Origin of the sequence: Janthinobacterium sp. HH102, from assembly GCF_001758625.2 — a bacterium.
Classification (GTDB): domain Bacteria; phylum Pseudomonadota; class Gammaproteobacteria; order Burkholderiales; family Burkholderiaceae_D; genus Janthinobacterium.
The window spans coordinates 158,100-180,939 of record NZ_CP062062.1; the positions used below are offsets into that span (position 1 = coordinate 158,100).

Annotated in this window: 12 protein-coding genes; 7 read left to right on the top strand and 5 right to left on the bottom strand. The window is 66.3% G+C overall.

Annotated elements, in window-relative coordinates:
* Window positions 1-106: 106 nt before the first annotated feature.
* From JAB4_RS00690 to JAB4_RS00705, 4 genes are all read right to left on the bottom strand, one after another.
* Window positions 107-13,744 carry a filamentous haemagglutinin family protein gene (locus JAB4_RS00690; protein ID WP_070219684.1) on the bottom strand — a complete coding sequence of 4,546 codons (13,638 nt, stop codon included), beginning with the start codon at window positions 13,742-13,744 and terminating at the stop codon, window positions 107-109.
* 186 nt (window positions 13,745-13,930) lie between these two features.
* Window positions 13,931-14,878 (bottom strand): FecR domain-containing protein, encoded by a 948-nt coding sequence (locus JAB4_RS00695; RefSeq protein WP_070300333.1) that lies wholly within the window; start codon window positions 14,876-14,878, stop codon window positions 13,931-13,933.
* Entirely contained in the window at window positions 14,871-15,428 is a 558-nt protein-coding gene (locus JAB4_RS00700; protein WP_070221741.1) for an RNA polymerase sigma factor, read from the bottom strand. The genes JAB4_RS00695 and JAB4_RS00700 overlap by 8 nt, the downstream gene beginning before the upstream one ends.
* Before the next feature lie 2 nt (window positions 15,429-15,430).
* On the bottom strand, window positions 15,431-16,093 hold the full coding sequence (locus JAB4_RS00705; protein ID WP_175444818.1) for a secretin and TonB N-terminal domain-containing protein: 663 nt from the start codon (window positions 16,091-16,093) through the stop codon (window positions 15,431-15,433).
* A 259-nt stretch (window positions 16,094-16,352) separates the two neighbouring features.
* Here JAB4_RS00705 and JAB4_RS00710 point away from each other — a divergent pair, with 259 nt between their 5' ends.
* From JAB4_RS00710 to JAB4_RS00735, 6 genes are all read left to right on the top strand, one after another.
* The gene (locus JAB4_RS00710; protein WP_070221740.1) at window positions 16,353-16,718 is read left to right on the top strand and encodes a hypothetical protein; all 366 of its coding nucleotides are present in this window, start codon (window positions 16,353-16,355) and stop codon (window positions 16,716-16,718) included.
* A gap of 94 nt (window positions 16,719-16,812) precedes the next feature.
* A complete protein-coding gene (locus tag JAB4_RS00715; protein ID WP_070221739.1) occupies window positions 16,813-19,161 on the top strand; it encodes a Tex family protein in 2,349 nt (782 codons plus the stop codon).
* A gap of 4 nt (window positions 19,162-19,165) precedes the next feature.
* A complete protein-coding gene (locus JAB4_RS00720) occupies window positions 19,166-19,636 on the top strand; it encodes a GNAT family N-acetyltransferase (RefSeq protein WP_070221738.1) in 471 nt (156 codons plus the stop codon).
* Between the two features lie 105 nt (window positions 19,637-19,741).
* The gene (gene grxD, locus JAB4_RS00725; RefSeq protein WP_034753766.1) at window positions 19,742-20,053 is read left to right on the top strand and encodes a Grx4 family monothiol glutaredoxin; all 312 of its coding nucleotides are present in this window, start codon (window positions 19,742-19,744) and stop codon (window positions 20,051-20,053) included.
* Window positions 20,046-20,648, top strand: a complete 603-nt coding sequence (locus tag JAB4_RS00730; protein ID WP_070221737.1) for a UbiX family flavin prenyltransferase — start codon at window positions 20,046-20,048, stop codon at window positions 20,646-20,648. Before grxD ends, JAB4_RS00730 begins: the two co-directional genes overlap by 8 nt.
* Before the next feature lie 111 nt (window positions 20,649-20,759).
* The gene (locus JAB4_RS00735; RefSeq protein ID WP_175444817.1) at window positions 20,760-21,167 is read left to right on the top strand and encodes a hypothetical protein; all 408 of its coding nucleotides are present in this window, start codon (window positions 20,760-20,762) and stop codon (window positions 21,165-21,167) included.
* 62 nt (window positions 21,168-21,229) lie between these two features.
* Here the strand turns inward: JAB4_RS00735 and JAB4_RS00740 are convergent, their stop codons facing one another.
* Window positions 21,230-21,637: a hypothetical protein gene (locus tag JAB4_RS00740; protein ID WP_034753756.1), complete on the bottom strand. Its 408-nt coding sequence runs from the start codon at window positions 21,635-21,637 to the stop codon at window positions 21,230-21,232.
* Window positions 21,638-22,350: 713 nt separating this feature from the next.
* Between JAB4_RS00740 and JAB4_RS00745 the strand changes: the two genes are divergently transcribed.
* The gene (locus JAB4_RS00745) at window positions 22,351-22,755 is read left to right on the top strand and encodes a MerR family DNA-binding transcriptional regulator (protein WP_046683171.1); all 405 of its coding nucleotides are present in this window, start codon (window positions 22,351-22,353) and stop codon (window positions 22,753-22,755) included.
* Window positions 22,756-22,840: the final 85 nt, after the last annotated feature.

A 22,840-nucleotide genomic window follows, 5' to 3' on the forward strand; every position in this document is an offset into this window, starting at 1 on the left:
ATTGCGGCGCTGGGCCGGCGTTTTTTTGTTGCTGATGTTCATCTACTGATGCCTAGACAGCCGCCGCGCGCGACGACTGCCGAATGTCATCAAATGTTCATAAAACTCACGGTTGCAGTCCGCGCCGCTCGTTCGGCGTGAGCGCCTGCAGCTGCGGCGCCGTCAACGGTCCCGCGCCCAGCACCTGCACCACGCCGGCCGGCTGGTAGCTGGACGCGTGCGGCTCGCCGCCCTGCTGCTTGCCGGTGCCGCCCTCATCCGCCTGCTCGTTGCCAAAACCCAACACTTTCACGGTGAACAACGATGGCTGCGCCTGGCGCGTGGCGGCCCGTTCGCGCTGCAGCACGTCCTGCGCCGCCGTCACGGCCTGTGTCGCGGCCGCGCTGGCATTGCTCAGTGCTCCCACGTTCACCGAGGCGACGGTTGGCACGCCCGTGGACTTGCCCTGCACCTGGATGTTTTCCGCATTCACCACCTGCAGGGCGGCCAGATTGACGTTGCCCGAGACGCGGATGCCCGCCTCGCCCGCATCGATGCTGCCCAGCGGGGCGATCAGGTCGATGTCGCCGGGCGGCACCTCCGGGATCGGATTGAGCGTGGCGATGCCGGCGCCCGTCGTCGGCGTGCTCGGCGACAGGCTGACGAGGCCGATGCTGTCGTACGCGCGGCGCTGCGGCGTGTAGACGACGGTGGACTTGGTGCCGCGGCCCGCGTTGATGTCGCCCGTGGCCGACCAGGCCAGGATGTTGCCGCCAAAGGTAGTAAAGATGCGGCTCTGGCCCAGCAGGATGCTGTCTTTCGCATACATCTGGATGTCGCCCTGTCCCTGCGTCAGCACGCCCGAGCCTTCGCCCGGCGCATAGCCGCCGTCGACGCCGATCAGCGCGCGGCCGCCCGGCACCGTGATGCCGATGTCGCCGCCGAAATCCGTGTGGATGCCGGCATCGTTGACGGTCACGTAAGGCACGTTGTAGTCGGGACGGCCCGCCTCGGCCCATTCCTGCGGGCTCAGGTAGCGCACGCCCGCGACGGGACGCTTGGTGAACACGCCGCCATATCCGCTGACGGTGTACAGCGCGCTGCTGAACATCGTCAGATCGCCCTGGTACTCGATCTTCTTGCCCGCCTTGTCCTGCGCCGGGAAGAGGGTGGCGATGGCTTCGCGGCCGCGCAGATAGCTGCCGCGGCGCGCGCCGTCCGCATCGTTGTACTCGCGTCCGGCCGCCTTCAGCTCGGCAAAGTAGACATTGCTCAGGTACACCTGCTGCTGTTCCTTCGGCAAGGCGGCAAAGAAGCTGCGCGCATCGGTGGCCGGGTCGTAGCGGATGCCCAGGCCGCTGTCGCCGCCAAAACGCGTCGTCAGCCAGTTCACCAGGTGCAGCTGGCTGACCTGCGCGTATTCGCGCGCCAGGTCGCGCCGCACGCCGCCCGTCTGCTGGCCGGCTTTCTCCAGCTCGGCCTGCTTCGTGCCGAGGAAGGCGGCAGCGCCCGCCTCGTCGCCGCTGTAGGCAAACTGGCCGCGCAGCCAGTCGGCCAGGGTCAGCTTGCCGCCGTAGACATACACGGCGCTGCCGGCCTGGTCGGCCAGCGGCTTGCTTGGATCGGCCAGCTTGGCCGGGTCCAGGTAGCGCGCCGCGAAGGCCGCATAGTCGGGACCGTTGCGGCCCACGCCGGCGGCCACGCTGATGCCGGCGCCATCGCCGCGCTTGTCCTGGCCGACATTGACGATGGAGCCGAGGCTGCGCAATTCCGCCTTGTCGGCCATGTACAGGTCGCGCCCGGCGCTCACATTGAGCTGGCCCGGCCCCGCCACATAGAAGGTGCTGTAGCGGATATCGCGCCCGGCGCTGACGACGGAAACGTCATCGGCATGGCGGTGCACGAACAGATTGCCGCGCGCCGACGAGCTGCCGAAGACGACCGGCTTTTCCGGCAGCTCGGGACTGTTGGCAAAGGGCTGGCCGGTCCATCCCGCCGCGCCGTCCGGCACGCTCTCGACCGTTCCCAGCGGCGTGCCGGAGTTGACGATGTCGCGTCCGGCGCGCACGGCCACGGCGCCGCCGCCCTCGTACCACAGGCCCAGCGGGCCCGTTTCGCCCTTCAGCTTCGCCCGGTACACGATGCCGCCCGTGCGCAGGCCGACGATGTCGCCGCTGTTGGCATAGAAGTGCGCAGGCATCTGGCCTGCCGGCACATAGTCGGAAACCGTCGGCGGCGTCATGCTGAACAGCGGATACACTTGCTGATTGGCATCGCTGGCGCCATTCGACGTCGTACCAAACCATTTCAATGGCCCCGGCGCCAGCGCATCGGCGCTGACGTTATGCAGCGGCAGCAGGCCGAACCAGACCTTGTCCAGTGCGCCGACGAAGCCCGGATTGAATGGATTCGGCAGCAGGCGCGGGTCGGCGCCCGATGGCGTGATCGGATAACCGGCCGCATGGATGGAGTCGGCGGCCAGCATTTCCAGCTGGCCCGCGCCCGTCCTGACAAATTGCGGCGCCACTGGCGACGGCGCCAGGATCACGCCGTTTTGCGGCATGTCCACCTTGCCGCCATCACCCAGCCTGCCCAGGCTGGCATTGCCGTAGTACAAGCTGCCGCTGGCGGCCACGGCGCGCAGCACGGACGGCATGACGAAGCGCCCGTCCGTCGGCGCGTGGTTGTCGCCGGCCATCGCATTGATCCAGGACGAGGTGGGCGTCAGGTTGCCGCCCGCGCTGAACAGGTCGATGGCCGTGGCCGGCGTCCACAGCGAGAACCAGCTCCAGCCTTCGCCCGTGCGCTCCACGCCCTGGTAGCTGAACGGCGAACCATAGCCCAGTTGCTTCACGCGGCCCGCATCGGCCACGCCGCCCAGCACCACGTCGCCGCGCGCATCGATGCGCACGCCGCTGTCGCCCGGCACCAGGATGGGCCCGCCGCTGGCGATCGCCGTGCCCGCCGTGTAGGTTTCGTACGGCCGCGATTCCGTCGGATCGGCGCGGTCGAAGCGCAATTCGATGCCGCCCACGGCGCCCGCCTCCAGGCGCAGCGCGCCGCGCAGGTTGGTGAAGGTGCTGTTGAGCGTGGGGTACTGGCGCTCGAAGCGCGTATCGGCATTCGCGAAGTCGCCGTTGCGGTCGAAGCTGCGCACCTCGGCCACGGGGTTCAGCCCGCCGCCGATGCGGATATCGAGGTCGCCGCCGCCCGTCAGCAGCAGCTTGCCGTCCGGCGTCACCCTGCCCGTGCTGCCCACGGCCACGTTCAGGCCCTGGCTGCGCGGCGCGAACTCGCCGCCCGGATCGGCGCGCGAGGCCAGCATGCCGGCGTCGCCGCCCGCCTGCAGCAGCAGATTGCCGCCGCCCAGGGTGCCGATGCCCGTAAAGCCCGACAGCCCCGGCAAGCCCGAGAACAGGTCGACGCCTTCGGGACGCGCGACATAGGTGCCGAAATTGATCCACCATGCCGTCGGCACGCCGCCCCCCGTGCTGCCGCTGCCCTGGCGCCACAGCCAGGTGCCGATGTCGCTGGTGTCCTGCTGCGCGCGCAGCCAGCCGATGGCATCCTCGCGGCGTTGCGTGGAGGTGCCCAGCGTATCGCCCTTGACGTCGCCCTGGGCGCGCAGCAGCAGATTGCCGCCGTGCTCGGGATACCAGGCGCGGTACAGGCTCTGGCTGCCGCCATCGACAAACGGCGTAAAGTCCGTGCCCAGCGCACCGAGCAGCTGGCCCTTGGCGTTCAGGCCGCGCGGCAGGTTGAACAGATCCTTGCCGCCGACCAGCGGCGAGGCCGACTGCGTGCCCGCCGTGTAGACGCCATACAGCGAACGCATGTCGAAGTCGCCCGCGGCGAGCAAATCGAGGTCGCCCGTGCCCGTGCGCAGCACGCTGAACAGGGGCTGGCGCGCCGGCTCCACGCTGGTCACCTCAACGGGGGGCGTGCCCTCCTCCACCTTGATCACCAAGTGCGCAAAGTACTCCAGCATGATTTCCTCGTTGCCAAAGTCTTCGATATTGACGGCGCCCGGTGGGTAGCCCTCGGCGATGGCCGCTTCGCTGTAGATATATTTGGCCGGCGAACCCGTGCCCGGCACGATGGAAGTCACCGCGTCCAGGCCGTAATGCGTATCGGCCAGCATCAGATGGGCGTCCTTCGCATGCGGTTTCAACGCGCGCGTGTCGGCCGCCGCCGTATCGGCGCCGCCCACCAGGCGCAGCGACCACGCTTGCGAACCCTGGGCCAGCATGGGCGCCAGCGCCAGGTTGCGGCCCTGGCTTCCGCTGCCATCCGCGCTGCGCAGCGACACCATGGTGACGTCGCCCGGCAGCCTGACCACGGTGCCGGCAGGCAGCACGCTGCCCTTGTCCAGCGCCAGCGCCGAGGCCAGCACCACGCCATTGACGGCATTCGTGCCATCGGCCACGTCCCACGGCCGGCCTTCCGGGAAAGGCAGGGCCACGTTCGCCGGCCACACCATGGCCGCCACCCGGGCCGCGCCAGGCAGGCGCAGGCCGGCATCGAGCTGCATGCCGCTCGATAAGGTCAGCGCCTTCGGCAAGACGGTGCCGGCCGCGTACAGCACGCTGCCGTCGGCATTGCGCACGGCGCCGCCCAGCACGCTGCCTGCAGGCAAGTTCAGCTCCGCCGTCAAGGTGGCGCGCGCCGCCAGCAAGGTACCGCTGCGCAACTCCATGGCTTTCATCGGCACGGCGAAATTGACGCTCGTGCCCGATTTGAAATAGGTGTTTTCGGCCAGGGTCACCAGGCCCGCTTGTGGCACGACGACCTCGCCGCCCCACGGCAGCCGGCCTTTCACCAGTTGCCAGCCCTTGTCATCGATCGTGACGGGCAGGACGCTGGTATCGAAACCATCGGTGATGCTGCCAAAGACGCTGAGCTTGCCGCCGGCGCGCAGCACCAGCGCACCGGCCTCGCCCGAGCCGTACACGCCGCTCAGGCGCGCCAGCGGATTGACGCCGTCATAGCGGTGGCCGGACAGGTCGATGTCGCCATCGATATGCAGGTCGCCGCCCGGCGTGGCGCTGACGATCTCGACGCCGGGGCGCAAATGGAAAGCGTTGGCATCGCCGCGCAAGCCGCGCAGCTTGTTGTTCATCAAGTTGCCGTTCGCCAGCGCATTGGCCATGAAGGCCTGGCTGTCCCCGTGTTTCTCGTTCAGGTAAGCCTGGTTGATGCTCTGGTAGCTGCGGCCGTCCGCATCCTTGCCCGTGCCCGCTGGCGCATCCTTGTATTGCCAGAAGGCATTGACGTTGATCGTGCGCGCGCCGGCGATGTTCAGCGCGCCAGCCGCGTCGATGTCGATGTCGCCGCCCGTGGCGCCGCCGAGGCGGCGCGCGTTCAGGTCGATGCTGCCGTAGTTGCCGCCCTTGTCTCCGCTGCGCAGGTCGAAACGTGCGCCGTTTTCCAGGGTCAGGCGGCCGCCAGGCGCGGCCAGTTCGATCACGGCGCGGTTCGGTGCCTCGATCACCTGGCCATAGCTGTCCGTGCGCAGCACCGTGCCGTGCGCATCGAGCACGGCGCCCGATTGGATGGTGACGCCGTCGCGGCCGGCCAGGCGGATGCTGCCCACCTGTTCGCCGCTGGCGTCGATGCGGCCATTCACCGTCAGGCTGCCGCCATCGACGGAGACGCTCACTTCGCGCGCCTTGAGCTCGTCGCCGATGGCCAGATTGCCCTGTTTGAGCTGGAAGCCGCGGCTGCCGAATACCTTGCCCGTGTTCAGGCGCTGGTTCAAGCCGGCGAAATCGCCGACATGCTGGGCGCGCAGTTCCAGGCCGCCCGCCGCGTAGGCCACCTGAGTGCCGCCCGCGTCATAGCTGCCGCTGGCGCCGCCCAGCAGGCTGCCGCGCAAGTCGGCCGTGCCGGCCGCCTCGCCCGTGGCGATTACACTGAGCTTGCCGGCGCGGTTGTTCACGGCCGACACGTCGATCACGGAAGCGGCCGCCTGACGCACATCGCCCTCGCGGCTGTCGAGGATCACGTCGCCGCCCCAGCTGTACTTGCTGGTGTCGTAGAAATCGATCTTGCGGCCCGCCAGGTCCAGCTTGGCCTTGTCACCCAGCAATACATCGCGCTCGGCCGACAGGGTCAATTTTCCGCTCGGCAAGACCACCGACGTATCCACGCTGACACTGTTACCGCTGAGGGCCACTTCTGCGCCCAGGGCACCGGCCAGCGCCGCATTCGTCGGCGTGGCGGCGGCGGCACCGGCCGGTGCGCTCACCTTGACGGCGCCGCCCGCCGTGATGCGGTTGACGGAGCCGGCCGCGCCCGTCAACAGCGGCGTGTTGATCAGCAAATCGCCGCCGCTGTAGCGGTAGCCATTGGTGGCCGTATCCCACGCGCTCTGCGACTGGTAGACGGACAGGCTGCCCTTGTTGTTGGCCGTCAGCTGTTCGCTGGCATTGAGCGCCACCTGGCCAAAGCCCAGCACCAGACGGTCCAGCTTGTGGATGGTGTCGGGACGGCTGTCCGGCGTGAAGCCGAATTCGATGCGCCTGGCGTCGACCTGCAGGCGGCCGCTGCCCGTGCCGGGGCCATTGGCGACGACGGCGCCGGGCGCATTCGTCGCGCCCTGCCACACGAGGGTGTCCGTATGGATGCGCGCCAGCGCGTCCGTGCCGCCATAGCCGTAGATGGCAGGCGTGTTGAGCACCAGGCGCGACAGCGACGACTTGCCCGTGGCCGCATCGATGGTCGACAGCTGCGACGAATCATAGAAATTGAAGGAATTGCGCGCCGTCAAACCCAGGTTTTCCAGCGCCGGTGCGCCCGTGCTGGTGTCGCCGCGCAGCAGGCGGTCGAGCACGCCCTGGTTCAGCGCCAGGCCGTCCGGCAAGGCGCCGCGCGCGCTGGCGTCGGCCAGCGACGCCTCGCTGCCGACATTGATCGACCCCATCGCCAGCACCAGGTTGCGCGTGCCGTAGCGCACGTTGTCGCGCAGGGTAAACGCGCGCTCCGTCACGGCGGCGATGGTGCCCTCGGAATACAGCGAGGTGCTGCCGCCGCAGGCGCCGCCCGTTTTCGCGCAGGCGCCGATATCGATGATGCCGGGACCATACGATTCGGACGACGGCGCCGCGGCCGGCAGCATGTCCAGCCAGCCGTTCGAGACGGCCAGCACGCTGCCCATGGGCTCGTACACATAGCCGTCGCGGGAATCCCAGGCGGCCTTGCCGCGGCCCAGCGTATTGATGCCGGAGCCCTGCTCCAGGATGATGCCGTCGTCTTTTCTCGCCGTCACCAGAAACACTTCGGCCGCCTTCAGCACGGCGCCGTCGCGCAGCACGATGCCGCCCGCCGATTCCTTGATGGCGGCGATATTGGCGCGCTGGTTGCTGCCCGTGCCAAAGTCGCTGTAGGTCACGCGCGGCAAGCCGCCGATGCCCACGCGCTGGGCGCCGAAGGCATTGATCTGCGACGCATGCACGGAGACGCCATTGAAATCGGCCAGCGGCGCCGTGCCGTCGGCCAGCACCTCGTAGCGCGTCGACGCATGATTGCCCGTGCCCAGCAGCAGGGAGCCGCCGAAGCCGCCCTCGGCCGGCGCATACAGGGCGCTGCCATCCATCATCAACGGCGTATGGTTGTCCTTGACGCTGTGCACGGACGGGGCGATCAGCTGCACGCGCACGCCCTTGGCATCGCGCTCCAGCGCGGCGCGCGGCACGCCGTCGCGCGTGGCCTGCGCCACGGCGAAGGCGGCATAGCCCGTCTCGTTGTATTGGGAATAGGTGCGCAGCACGTCGGCCGGCGTGAGGATGGCCTGGCGCGCCACCACGTCGCGGATCGCCGTGCCGGCCACGCCCGTCTGCGCCGCCGTCGCATACGAGCCATTGCGCATGGCCACCGTGCCGCCCGCCTCGACGGCGCCGGCCAGGCCATTCAATTCCACGCGGAACGCACCAGGCAGCAGGGCGAAATTCGACGGCAGCAGGGTGTAGGTGCCGGCTGCCAGGCCGGGCACGCCCGCGCCGATAGTGATCTGACGTCCCACGGCGGGCTTGCCCGCGCCTTGCTCGGCCGTCAAAGGCGCCACGTCCGGCTGCACGCCGGGAAGGATGGCGTACACGGGGTTGGTGTTCAGGCCGGGCAAGGTGAAACCGCCGTTCGGCTTCATCTGTACCAGCGGATTGAGGCGCGCATCGGTGGAACCGCCGCGTCCGGCCAGGAAGGCCGCGCCCGTCAAGGTGCCGCCGCCCGACATGTCGAGCACGGCGCCTTGTTGCACGTCGATGGCGGCGCCCGTCAAGGCGATCTCCGGGCCGTTGCCCACGCCCTTGAACACGACATCGTTGCCGTCATACAGGTAGCTCAAGCCATCGAGCGTGCCGCCGTAGGGCATCGTCAAGCCTTTCGCGCTGACCGAGGTCAGGCTGCCAGGCAACAGATTGACGCGGCCCGTATTGGCTTCAAAGCCTTCGGCGCCCAGGTTGATCTGGCCCAGCGGCGCGCGCAGCACGCCATGCTGGTTGATGGTGGGCGCAACCAGGCTCAGGGTGCCGAACACGGAGAACGGCTGGTTCGGCATGGCGCCGTCGCCGCTGCGCCCGATATTGAGCGTGCGCAGGGGATCGAGCGTGACGCGGATATTGCCGTATTCGTCGATGCCGCTCTTCTGGCCCACCGTGACCATGCCGCTGTCGCCCGTGGCCGGGTAGATCTGCGCGGCCACCAGGGTGGCATTGCCGGGCTGGTACAGGGCGGCGCTGTTCGACAGGCGCATGTCGCCGCGGCTGCTCAGGGTCAGCTGCTCGAAGGCGTCGCGTTCGACCACCAGGTCGGCGCCGCTGCTCTGCGCGATGGTGCCGCGCGTGCCCATGTTGACCTCGCCCGCGATGTCGAGCATGCCCGCATCGATCTGCAGCAGGGAATCCTCGGCCACCAGCGGCACGCCCAGCATGCCGCGTCCCTTGCCCAGGTTCTTCGAGCCTTTCACGGCATTGGGCACGATGTAGTCATCCTTCTGCGCACGCGCGGCCGTCCCCAGGCGCACGTACGGCGCCGCCAGATGCACCTGGCTGGCGAGGCTGCCCGCCTTGTCCTCGCCATCGGGCAAAGGCTGCTGCGCCAGCCCCAGCGAACTGGCGCTCAGGCGCAGGCTCTGGCCCAGCGACAGATTGACGTCGCCGTCAAAGCTGAGCATGCCGTTCACGTGCAGGGCCAGGTTGTCGAAGCCGCCCGCCTGCACGCGGTCGGCGCCCAGGCGCGCGCTGCCGTAGCGCAGCGCCGCATCCTGCTGGCCGGCGCGCAAGTCGTCGGGCAAGGCGCTCTCGCCCTGCACCTGCGCCAGCTGCATTTCGCGCGGCACGCGCACCGCGTTGTCCACGTTGTCGCCTTGCAAGGTGTAGCGGTTGACCTTGCCATAATTGGGCGTGTCCAGCGCCAGCGCCAGGGTGCCGCCGGCCGCCCCGGCGCCACCGGCCGCCGCGCGCAGGGTGCCGTCGGCGAAGATGCCGTTATACGAACTGAGCGAGATCAAACCGCCGTTGCCGGCCACGTTGACGGTGCCCTGCTGCGGCAAGTCCAGCGTGGCGTGCGCGCCGCTGGCGTCGAGCAGCGCGCCCGGACGCACGACGACAAAGGCATCGGCCGCGTCGACGCTGGCCGCATCGGCCTTGTAGCGGGCGCCGATTTCGATACTGCCGCCCTGGTCGGCACGGCCATAGCGCCCGCCGCGCATGTCGGTGGCGACCGTGGCGCGGCCGGCCACGTCGAGCACGGCCTTGTCACCGATCCAGATCGAGGTGGCATGTCCCTTGCCGTTCGGTACGTCCACCTCATTGCCCGTTCCAAACGTGCCCGGCAGGACGGCGATCTTGCCGCCCCAGGCTTCGAGCTTGCCGTCGATGGTGATCTGATCATTGCCCGTCAGGCTGATCTGGCGGCCCGGATCGACCTTGATGGCGGCGCCTTCCTGCACCGCCAGGGCGCCCTTCACATAGGAGCTGCCGGCCGTCAGCGACAGGTCGGCGCCGGTACGCTGCGTCAAGCGGGCCTTGCGCGCATCCTCCTGGTACAGCGGCGGCGTCCACACTTCCAGCGCGGCGCCCGGGTCGGTGCCGCCTGCCACCGTGTGGCCGGTGGCGGGATTAAAGCGCAGCACGGGCATGGTGACGTCGATGTGCGCGTCCTTGACCACCACCACGCCATCGCGGCCCGTGACGGCATAATCGGCAAAGCCGCTCTGGAACAGGCTGGCGTCCAGCGCCAGCAGCGGCTTGACGGTCACGTCGCGCCCCAGCACCGTGCCGGCCGGCAGCAGCATGCCGCGCGGCGCGCGCAGGTCGTCGGTGGCGATGCTGCCGGCCGCATACTGCGTCGTCACCGGCGGGATCGGCAAGCCGTTCGGAAAGACCGCCGCCGAGACCACGAAACCGACCGGCAGGTTGTTGACGGCTGTCAGCACGCTGCCGGCGCGAACGATGGAACCCTGGTAGACAGACGTGCCGCCGGCGGTGACGACATAGGCGCCTGACGGCACCAGCAGGTCGGCTCCCAGCACCAGCGGTTTCTGCACCGACACGTCCGCCGTCACGGGTTTGCTCAAAACCTGGCCCGGCTTGATCAGGCTGGTGCTGAGCGCAAGATCGAAGGGGATCTTCTCGCCCTGGGCGATCAGGAATTCATCGGCCAGGCGCAGGCCTGGCGCAGCGCCGGTCCCCGCCGCCAGCACGTCGCCGCCCTGCAGCTTGCCGCCGATGCTGACGGCCGCGCCGCTGTCGATCACCAGGCGTCCGCCGCCCTTCACGCCATGGCCGCGCAATTCGCCGTCGAGCTTGAGCATGGCGCCCGTCGGCGCTTTCTCCGTCGGCAGGTCGACGGCCAGGGTGATGTCGCCGCCCCGCCCGCCCTGCAGGCTGCCATTGCCCATCAGGGCGGCGCCGGACGAGACGTCGATGACGCTGCCGCCCGTCAGGTCGATGCCGCCGGAGCTCTTCAGGGTAACCTTGCCGCCATTCACATACGGCAAACCGGCGACCGCGCCCGGGTCGAGTTCCAGGTTGCTCCACAGGCCGCGCGCATCGAGGCGCACGCCTGGCGCCACGCGCACACCGGCCGTTCCCGTGGGACGGTTGTCCGGCACCAGCTTGCCTTCAGCCCATACGTCGCCCGCCCCCGCCAGGTAGCGCGAGACGATGTCGCCGGCGGCGATGCTGCCGCCGCGCGCGCTGACATTCGCCTTGATGGCCACGTCGGTGGCGTGCAGGGCGATGTCGCCGCCATCGGCCACGCGCACGTCGGCATTGACGTCGAGCTTGTCGTAGGCGTAGATATTCAGGGCACCCAGCTCCAGCCCGTTGAGCCAGTCGGCATCGAGCTGCAAGGTCTTGCTGCGCGCGGCCGGCAAGGCTTCGCCCAGCAGCTGGCCATCGGCGATGCCCGCCACCTTGCCGATTTGCACCTTTTCCAGCACGGCTTGCGGGCTGTCGCGCAGCTGGCCCGCCTTCGGATCGAAGACGGGCGTCATTTTGCCGACGATCAATTGACCGGCACGCGCCGCCGCCGTCTGCGCCTGCTTGTAGCTGTCCATGCCGTCATCGCGCTTGCGCTGCTGGCGCTCGCCCTGGAAGACGGAGGTGTCGATATCGCCTTCGAGCACGGCGGCGCCCGTGGACACGATCAGGCGGCCCGCGTCGCGGCCCACCGTATAGCCGTTTTCCAGGCGTTCGCGCGGGCCGATCAGGGCATTCGCGTACGTTTCCGTCGTGTTCGCGCCCCAGCGCGCATGCGTGCTTTCATAGCCGCGGTACAGGCCCGTGTACAAATTGTCGCCGGGCGCCGTGCTCAGCTTGTACATCGCGCCATCGGCGCCCTTCAGCCACGTCTGCTTGACCATGCCCGTCTGCACGTCGAGCGAGCCGCCGGCGATGTTGATGCGCGAACCGGCCTGCGTCACCACTTCGCCGCCGCCAAAGCCGACGGTGCCGCCCTGGGCCGCCCATTCGCCGATGCCGTGGCCGCTGGTGTTCAGGTAGCCGCTCACTTCCAGCAAGCCGCCGGCCGTGTACCAGCGGTCCGTGGCGTAGCCGTTGGTGCCGGCCGGCACCAGCACCAGGTCGCGGCGGTCAACCCACACGTCGCTGTTGTTCAGGTATTTCGCGTCGCGGCTGCCCGGTGCGTCACGCTGTTCGTTGCCTTGCACGTTGATCAGCACATTGTTGCTGCTCATGTCGACCTTCACGCCGACGGCGCCCGAGACGTCGATGGCGGCGTCGCGCGCCACGTGGCTGCGGCGGGCCGCGTCGACCAGCACCTGGCCGCCTGTGGCCAGGGTCAGCGAGTCGCCTTCGAACTCGACATTGCCAGCGGAGACGATGCGCACCAGCGACTGGTCGCGCCGGTCCTGCGGCGTGTCCGTGCCCTTGCCCGTGTCCTTCAGCAAGGTATCGCGCTGCACGTCGAGCGCCGTGGCGCCGTTGTCGTCGATGACAATGGCGCTGACGCTGCCGCGCGCCAGGGTGACGCCGGCATTCTCGCCCGCCGCCGCCAGGTGGATGCTGCCGCGTCCGTTGACGCTGGTGCTCGACAGCAGCACGCCATCCTGGCGCAGCGTGTTGCCGCTCAGCGTGATGTCGCCGCCGGCCGCCTGGATCAGCCCATTGTTGACGACGCTGCCCGCCTTGCTGTCCGCCACGCGCAGCATCTCGACTTCATTGCCGCGCGTGCTCGAGTACTGGTTCTTGTCCGTGCCCTGGCCCGGGCGCACGATGATGGCGTCGCCGGCGGCCAGGGTGGTCTGGCCATTCGGCGTGGTGATGGCACCCGCGTTGTCGACGCTGCGGCCGGCCAGCAGCACGTAGCCGCCGCCTTCCGTCACCGTCTGCGGCTTGCGCGTGTCGATGCGCGCGCCGGCGGCGACGACGACGTCCGCCTCGGCCTTGCCATGCGTGGAGGTATTCTGGCCCAGCAGCAAGTCATTCGCGAAGGTCGGTACGGCGCCCGTGCCCTGCGCCTTGCCGTACAGGCCGCTCTTGAACTGGCTGTCGCTCATGCCCATGGCGGCCGCCGCCAGGTTGCGCGTATCGACCTGGCTGCTGCCCGTAAACACAATGCCGTTGCGGTTGACGATCATCACCGTGCCGTCGGCCTTGATCTGGCCCTGGATCTGGCTGGGGCGCGCCAGCGGATCATTGACCCGGTTCAATACGGACCAGTTCGATTTCTGGTCGAATTGCAAGCTGGTGTTCTTGCCGACGTTAAAACTTTCCCAGTTCAGTATCGCCTTGTCGTCCGTCTGCACGACCTTCACGACGGTCTTGCCGTCGGCCTGGGTCTGCACGGGTCCCTGGGCATTGAGCCAGCCGGCCGTCAGGCTGTTCGTGTCGACCTGCAAGCCGCCCTTGACCAGGCCATCGGGCGCGCCGCCCGCCGCCAGCGCCGCCTGGCGCGCGGCCGCCTGCACCGCCTGCTCGGCGGCGATGCCGCGCGCGGCCAGCAACAGGTTATTCAGCGATTGCTGCAGCTTGCCTTCGGCCTTTTGCTGCTGCAGCAGGGGATTGTTCAGCGAGGTAGCCGGCTGGCCATTCGGCAGGCGCCCCGTGGTGGCGGCCGTGCCCTGCTGCGCACCCTTGCCCGCGAACCAGGCGCCGCTGAACGGCTGCTGCGCCTGCGCGCCGCCCGCCTGCAGCAGCATGGCGATGGCCAACGCCAGCGGTTTCAGACGCACCGGGAGACCGGTCCGGTTGCCCGCCATGGCGGAGGAGGATGCGTGTTTCGTGACCGACTTGCTTCGCTGCATGGCGACATTCCCTTTTCATGTTCCGTTGCTGACCGATATCGCGAGGCGGCGCGCACCACGCACGGGGCGGGCGGCAGGCACTGATTCGCGGCTTCCAGCAGCATTGACAGGGAACAAGGTCCGGGACTGCAAAAGGTCATCAAAATGTCATAATTGGCGCTCCGCCTTGGCGCGCCAAGGCGGGGTTCAGCCGAACAGCACGATGCCGCCTGGCAGCCGCGTCACGCGCGCGCCATACGCATCCTGGATCAGGGCGATCACGTCATCGAGGCGGTCGAGCGAAAAGCTCGCTTGCACGCGCGTCTGTTTCAAGGCGTCGCCATTGAGGATCAGCTTGCCGGGACGGTAGCGGTTCACCTCGTCCACCACCTCGGCCAGGGTGCTTTGTTTAAAAACCAGCAGCCGGTGGCGCCACGCGCTGACGTCGCTCTTGGCCACCGCGCGGGCAATGCCGAAATGCTCGGGCCGGTAGCGCAGCTGCTGGCCCGCCGCCAGTTCCGCATCGTGGCCGGCCTGCGCCACGCGCAAGCGGCCCGCCAGGCACGTCACGCACACTTCCTGGCCGAACAGGCGGATATTGAAGCGCGCGCTGCCGGCCGACACGCTGCCGTCGCCCGCCTGCACGCGCACCCGCGCCGCGCCGCGCAGGCCGGCCTGGAATTCCGCCTCGCCCGCCAGCAGCACCAGCGATGCGGCGCCGTCCTGCACGGGCGCCGCGTCGAGGCGCGTCTGCGTATTCATCTGCACCAGCACGCCGCCATCGAGCGCCACTTCGCGCTGCTCGCCCGTGCCCGTGGCGTAGTCGGCGGCCAGGCCCGCCACGGCCGGCCACAGGTCCGTCGGCGGGCGCAGCGCCAGCAAGCCCAGCGAGGCCGCCACGCCGGCGCCCAGCCAGGCGCGCCGCGCCGTATTCACTGGCGCCTGTGCCCGCTTGACGGCGCGCGCGGCCGGCGCCATGGCGCCCCACACGGCGCGCGCCTCGGCAAACGCGTTGGCATGCCTGCGGCTGCGCGCGCACCAGTGGCGAAACACTTGCGCATCGCGTTCGCTGACCTGGCCCGAGGCCAGGCGCACGACCCATGCCTGCGCTTCCTTCTGGATGACACTCATGTCGTCTTCCGCTTGTTCAATCATGATGTTTAGACGTTTTTCCCGCGCCGGGACCGAAGCGCTGGATGAAATCGCGTCCCATGCGCTCGCAGCAGTGTTCGAGGCCGGCGCGCAATTCCTTCTCCACCGTGCGGGCGGAAATGCCGAAGCGCTCGGCGATGTCGCGGTGCGGCAACTGATCGACGCGGGCGGCGATGACGATGGCGCGCCGGCGTTTCGGCAACTCCTGCAAGGCCCGTTCCAGTTCTTCCAGTTCGGCGCGCGCGCTGAAGGTGCGGGCCGGGTCGGCCAGCTCGTCGGCCATCTCGTACAAGTCGTCGATATCGGGAAGGCTGAGCAGGCGCGCATTGTCACGGCGTTGATCTTCCGCAATGTTGATGGCGATGCGCATCAGATACGCGGACGGGTAGCTGATCGCTTCGGGCGCGGTCATCTTTTCCACTCTTAAATATGTTTCATGCAGCGCGTCGTTGGCCAGGTCTTCCGAGCCCAGGCGGCGCTGCAGGTGGCGGCGAAACTGTCCATAGCGTTCCAGGAACAGCTTGCGCAAGGTGGCTTTCAGCAAGTCCGACATGCTCAAGTCGCTCCGGCCGGCAGGTAGGGCGCGCAATCGGCAGCTGGGTCGGGCCGCGGCGTCAACAGGATCGTCAGCGGCTGCGGCAAGCCCGCCGGTGGCGCGCCGTCCATCAACAGGCTGCGCAGGCGCTGCACTACGGCGTTGTCGCGCTGTTCCACACCGCTCGCTTCCAGCACGTGCACGGCGCGCACCTTGCCCCGCTCGTCGAGCCACAGCTGGAAGGCCAGGCGGTAGCGGCCGAAAGCGTCCGGATGCAAACGGCACAGAGCGCGCGTGAGCGAACGCTGCAGGATGACCGCATAGCCCTGCAGCGGTGGCGCGGCAGGAGCGGCCTGGGCCGGCAAGGGCGCCGGCGCTGCCGGGGCGTCGGCCAGCGCCAGCAAGGTAAACGCATTGCTGCCGCTGAAGCGCGCGCCCAGTTGCGTGCCGGCCAGCAGGCGCTGCAGCGCTTCGGCCGGCGTGTAGTCGCCGCGCACGGGCGCTGCCACTCTGCCGGCCGCCAGCTGGCTGCTGACGAGCACGGAATACCCGGTCACTTCGCCAAACGCCACCAGGGCCGCGTCGAGCGGCTGGGCGGGCAAGTCGAAGCGCAGGGTAGAGTGCGCGCTGGCATCAGCGCCATCCGCACCGGCAGCGGGCCGCGCGAATGTCATCAATGTCATCAATGTCATCAGCAAGCAGGCGGACAGGGCATTGCCCCTTGCGGCGCGGCGGTGGCTTAGTGTCATTTTCCAGGGGACGCAACGAAAAATCCTGCTCATGAAGTGTCTTGACTGCAATGTTGTCTGCAGAATGGCAGGATGGTAGCTTCATAAAATGACAACTGCATGACATGGCGCCAGCCCGCGTCCCGCTCTGTGTCATCGCCGCGACACATGACCTTGCTATGCTGGACGCTTATTTACCGCTCCGGGAGCCGCCATGGCACGCCTGTTATCACTGTTGCTGTTGATCTGCGCCGCCCTGCCCGCGCAGGCGGACGAGCACACCGTCGTCGTGACGGCCGCCGCGCCGCCAAAGGGCTGCGTGGAAGTGGAAGCGAACGGCCAGCGCGCGCCATCGATATCTTGCTTGAATGAAAAATTATTGCCGAATAGTAACACCATGAACCGGCCGCCGCCCGCCCTGTCCGGCGCCGAAGCGATCATGCAGCGGCCATCGAACCAGCTGGGGCTGTACAACCGCGCCGCCCTCGAACACCGCATGGGCAATGCCTTTGGCAAGTCCGTCACGCCGCAGAGGCCGCCGGCTCCCGCGCCCGCCAGCCCGCTGCTGCCGGCCCGTTGAAGCGCTTGTCAACGCACAGTCCATTTGCGCTGTCAAGATTGCGCAATCGCGCCGATTGCGTATCATTCCAGGCTTGATCGCTCTGGAAACAACCATGCTGCCCACTATCGAACAACGCCTTGCCCTTGAACTTGCCGCCAAACCGGTGCAGGTTGCCGCCGCCATCGAACTGCTCGACGAAGGCGCCACCGTGCCCTTCATCGCCCGTTACCGCAAGGAAGCGACCGGCGGCCTCGACGATATCCAGCTGCGCCTGCTCGAAGAGCGCCTGCGCTACCTGCGCGAGCTGGAAGAGCGGCGCGCCGCCATCGTGGCCTCGATCACGGAACAGAACAAGATGACGCCCGAGCTGCTCGACGCCGTCATGCACGCGGAAGACAAGACACGCCTGGAAGACCTGTATTTGCCATACAAGCAGAAGCGCCGCACGAAGGCGCAGATCGCCATCGAAGCGGGCCTGATGCCGCTGGCCGACGGCTTGCTGGAAAACCCGGAACTGACGCCGGAAATGGAAGCGGGCAAGTTCCTGCGCGACGCGTTTACTAGTGCCGACGGCAACAACCCGGGCGTGGCCGACACCAAAGCGGCCCTCGACGGCGCGCGCCAGATTCTGATGGAGCGCTTCGCCGAAGACGCGACCCTGCTGCAAACCTTGCGCGAATACGTGCAGGAACACGGCATCGTCGAGTCGAAAGTGGTGGAAGGCAAGCAGGACGAAGGCGAAAAATTCGCCGATTATTTCGATTACTCGGAAACCATTTCCACCGTGCCATCGCACCGCGCGCTGGCGCTGCTGCGCGGCCGCCGCGAAGGCATCCTCGACGTCACCCTGCGCCTGGACACAGAAGCGGAAAAACCGAAATGGGATGCGCCGCACAATCCGTGCGAAGGCCGCATCGCCGCCCGCTTCGGCATCAAGCAGCAAGGCCGCCCGGCCGACAAATGGCTGGCAGACACGGCGCGCTGGACCTGGCGCGTGAAAAGCTTCATGCACCTGGAAACTGAACTGATGGGCGCGCTGCGCGAACGCTCGGAACTTGACGCGATCAACGTCTTCGCCACCAATCTGAAAGCGCTGCTGCTGGCCGCGCCGGCCGGCCAGCGCGCCACCATGGGCCTCGATCCTGGCCTGCGCACGGGCGTCAAGGTCGCCGTGGTCGATGCCACCGGTAAAGTGGTCGACACGGCCGTGATCTACCCGCACCAGCCGAAGAACGACTGGGATGGCTCCTTGCACACGCTGGGTCGTCTTGCCGCCAAGCACAATGTGTCCTTGATTTCCATCGGCAACGGCACCGCCTCGCGCGAAACGGACAAGTTGGCGCAGGATTTGATCAAGCAGCATCCGGAAGCGAAGATGACGAAGATCGTCGTCTCGGAAGCGGGCGCGTCGGTGTATTCGGCGTCCGAATTCGCCTCGAAGGAATTGCCGGACATGGATGTGTCGCTGCGCGGCGCCGTCTCGATCGCGCGCCGCCTGCAAGACCCGCTGGCCGAGCTGGTCAAGATTGACCCGAAATCGATCGGCGTGGGCCAGTACCAGCATGACGTGAGTCAAAGCCAGCTGGCTCGCTCGCTCGATGCCGTGGTGGAAGATTGCGTGAATGCCGTGGGCGTGGACGTCAACACGGCGTCCGCTCCCCTGCTGGCGCGCGTGTCCGGCCTGTCGGCCAGCGTGGCGCAAAGCATCGTCACCTACCGCGACATGAAGGGCGCGTTCACCTCGCGCGCGGCCTTGAAGGCCGTGCCGCGTCTGGGCGACAAGACCTACGAACAGGCGGCGGGCTTCCTGCGCGTGATGGGCGGAGAGAACCCGCTGGACGCCTCGGCCGTCCACCCGGAATCGTACCCGCTGGTGGAAAAGATTTTGGCCGACATCAAGAAGGATATCAAGGCCGTCATCGGTGAGACCGCCTTGCTGAAAACCCTCAGCCCGGCAAAATACGCGGATGAAACCTTCGGCGTGCCGACCATTAGCGATATTCTGAAGGAACTGGAAAAGCCGGGCCGCGACCCGCGTCCGGAATTTACCACCGCCACCTTCAAGGAAGGCGTGGAAGAAATCCGCGACTTGCGCCCGGACATGATTCTCGAAGGCGTGGTCACCAACGTGGCCGCCTTTGGCGCCTTTGTCGATATCGGCGTGCACCAGGATGGCCTCGTGCACATCTCGGCCCTGTCGAACACGTTTGTGAAAGACCCGCACACGGTGGTGAAAGCAGGCCAGGTCGTGCGCGTGAAAGTGCTGGAAGTCGACGAGAAGCGCAAGCGCATCGCGCTGACCATGCGCCTGACGGACAGCGCGCCGCAAGCGGGCAGCAAGCCCGAGCAGCGTGGCGACCGCAACGACCGCCGCAGCATGGCGCAGCACCAGTCGCAGTCGCGCAACGCGCCCGAGCCGGCCGGCAGCATGGCCGCCGCCTTCGCCAAGCTGCGCGGCTAAGCCCATGGCCGCCGGGCGTGACCTCGTCATCCTGGCGGTGGACGCCGCCAGCCCGGATGCCCAGCTGCTGCTCGACGCATTGTCGGACGCGCTGCTGCGCATCAATGGCGACAGCGGCCGTTCCTCCTTCGATGTCGAAGCGGCAACGCCGCGCGGCGGCTTTTACCTGGCCCGCGATGCGGCTGGAGCACTGCTCGGTTGCGCCGCCCTGCGCCCGCTGGGCGGGCCGGACAGTTCCATAGGCGAACTCAAGCGCATGTATGCGCATCCCGGCAGCACAGGCGTGGGCGCGGCCCTGCTGGCCCACGTGGAGGCGCAGGCGCGCCGGCATGGCTATCAGGCCCTGCACCTGTCCACCCGCGTGGCAAATGCCCGCGCGGTAGCGTTTTATGCCAGGCACGGCTATGTGCCGGTCCTTGCCTGGGGCAAATACGTGGGCGCGGCACAATCGACCTGTCTGGGCAAGACCTTATAAGCGTCAACGTGGCTGACTTGCCCGATTTATGACTTGAGCGCATACCCGTGCCGTCGTTTTCTTATAAAATGACGGCATCTATTTATTTACCCATCAGAGGCAGCTATGAGCGACGTACAAACCTGGATCAAAGAAACCGTGACGAACACGCCAGTCGTGCTGTTCATGAAGGGCACGGCCCAGTTCCCGCAGTGCGGCTTTTCCGGCCGCGCCATCCAGATCCTGAAAGCGTGCGGCGTGGAAAACATTGCCACCGTCAACGTGCTGGACGACCCGGAAGTTCGCCAGGGCATCAAGGATTACTCGAACTGGCCGACCATTCCGCAGCTGTATGTCAAAGGCGAGTTCATCGGTGGTTCCGATATCATGAATGAAATGTTTGAATCGGGCGAACTGAAGTCCCTGCTGGATGCCTGATAGCCAAACGCAGCGGCCGCGCCGTATCGTCGTGGCCATCACGGGCGCCACGGGCGCCGTGTATGGCTTGCGGCTGCTGCAATTGCTCGGCGCCATCCCCGGCGTCGAGACGCATCTGGTCCTGTCCGATGCCGCTGTTTTGACCCTGCACCAGGAAACGGGCGTGGGGCGCAAGGACGTCGAAGCGCAGGCGCACGTCGTGCACAAGCTGCGCGACATCGGCGCGTCGATCGCCAGCGGCTCGTTTCAATCGGATGGCATGGTCGTCGCGCCGTGCTCGATGAAGACCCTGGCGGCCGTCGCGCACGGCTTGTCGGATAATCTGATCACGCGGGCCGCCGATGTGGTGCTCAAGGAGCGCCGGCGCCTGATCCTGATGGTGCGCGAAACGCCGTTCAACCTGGCGCACCTGCGCAATATGACGGCCGTGACCGAAATGGGCGGCATCATCTTCCCGCCCTTACCGAGCTTTTATCACCACCCGCAGAGCATTGCGGAGATGGTCGACCAGACGGTGGCGAGGGTCATCGACCTGCTCGGCATCGAGCACGACCTGGCACCGCGGTGGAATGGTCTTAAAGCGTCAGAAACCTGACATCACCAACGCAATCAAAGCGGGGAAACCCCTGCCAAGTCACGATGCCTGACAAAAGCGTAGCGAGCGTCAGTGATTTGTGGCCGAGAAGCGCAACCGTGCTGAAGCACGGTGAGCATCGCCGGCCGCAAAGCGCGACGCGCAGTAGCTTTGGTCAGGCATCCCTCACCTCTTGTCGAACTGATGAGCACTGGCCTGCTTCAAATCCCTGGCTTCTTCAACCATCCTGCGGTGGGCGATCCGTTTGCGCATCACTTCCGCATGTTGCGCGGCAGTCATGGGGGGCACGGTCATCAAGTCCTTCAGCTGCGCGGTATTGCTGTAGTTACTTTTCATAAGACGGCTCAAATGCTCGGCTCCGTAGTGGATGAACTGGCTGCTTCTGATGTGATTATGCGCTGGTATTGGCCGCTGCGCCGCTGCGTACGGGATTATTGTCAAATAATTCCGCTGCAGCGCAACATGCGAGGTCTTATTGTGCGGCAAAATCATGTCTCCAGTATGACCTTGCGCAAATAAAAGGACAGGGGGAGCGCCGCCAGCGTAAGGCGGACGGCGCCGGCCGGGGAGGGCCTGAATGCTTACTTTTGGTAGTTGACTCTCACCAGCATGCGAATAAATTCTCGCGCGATTTGACGATGATGTTCATCCAATCTTTGCAAATCGGCAATTAATTTCACATCGGCGGACTCAAAGCGCGATAAAGCGCTGCCCGCTTCACCATTCGGCGTGGCGCTTTCCGGGCCGCCAAAACGCAACCATTCCGCGGGAACGCCCAACCATTGGGCAATCATGCGCAATTTTTCTTGCGTGGGAATTGCTTCACCTACTAACCATTTCCTAGCTGCATGCACAGTAATCGGGCGTCCATCGAAACGGATGTTGAATTCCCGGGCCAGTCTGGTCGGGCTGTCTGGAGAGTAATGGGCGTTTTTGAGAGCCAACTGAAGTCGCTGGCTGAAGCTTTCGCGTTCGTTAGAAGAATTCATAGGTGTACTATTTCATGTTGTAACATGAAAGTCAGTTTCTTGAATGACCATACAGATTGTTACATTTGAAAAGAGTATCAATTAACAATTAACACTCCGGCCGGGCTTTTCAGGTCAAAAAGTGGGCCGAATTTTCTCTTGCGATTCTGCGTGGCTTCGGGTCAAATTCGCGGCTAGCCTTGATTTTCGCACTGCAGCACGATTCAAAGCCTCGGTTTGGCATTACAACGTACGGTATCGGATAATGCCCTCCTCTGCCGATACATGCAATGCCCATGTCATACAATTTCTTGTAGACAAAGTTTTCAGAAGGGCCATTTTGTTTCCAATATGGAAACGACATGAACGACGTGTTCATAGTGAAACGTTGTTTTTTGATCGTGCCTACTGGAAAGAATCTGCACCTAAAAAATTTTACTGCCATCGCAGCGAAAAGAATGTCGCCGTTATGCCAGGAAAGCTCTTTTTGGTGTCATCTTGGCCACCAACTCTCGATCTTAAGCGCGTTTGTGCAAGAAGAATCAATTTATTTTCAGTAATTGTTGTCTGATTCGCCAAATTCTCCCTTTACGCCTTCTTTTTTCTTTGTTGCAGCACGGGCAGGGCACGCTACAATAGTATTGACGTTGACGTAAACGGCACTTTGCCACCACCTGTCTCGCCGCATCCCATCTGACGACCGACCACCCATGCAACCGACACCGCCCGCACCCATGACGACCTATACCATTACCGAACTGGCGCGGGAATTCGACATCACGGCGCGCGCCATCCGTTTCTATGAAGACCAGGGCTTGCTCAGCCCGAAACGCGAAGGCGCCGGCGGCCGCAGCCGCGTCTACACACCGCGCGACCGCACCCGCCTGAAACTGACCCTGCGCGGCAAGCGCCTGGGCCTGGCCTTGTCGGAGATCAAGAGCCTGGTCGACATGTACGAGTCGCCGAAGGACACGCGCGCGCAGATGGACCGCTTCCTGGGCGTGCTGGCGCAGCACCGGCAGACCCTGGAGCAGCAGCGCATCGATATCGAAATGGCGCTGGCGGAAATCAGCGCGCATGAAGACGCGTGCGCGCGCATGCTGGCGGACTTGAACCTTGATAAGGCGCAAACAAGCTAGCAAGGCAAGCGGCGCACACCTGCCGCGCGCGCCACTTTACGTTTACGTAAACGTCACAACTGAGTATCATAGCTTCACTGACCCG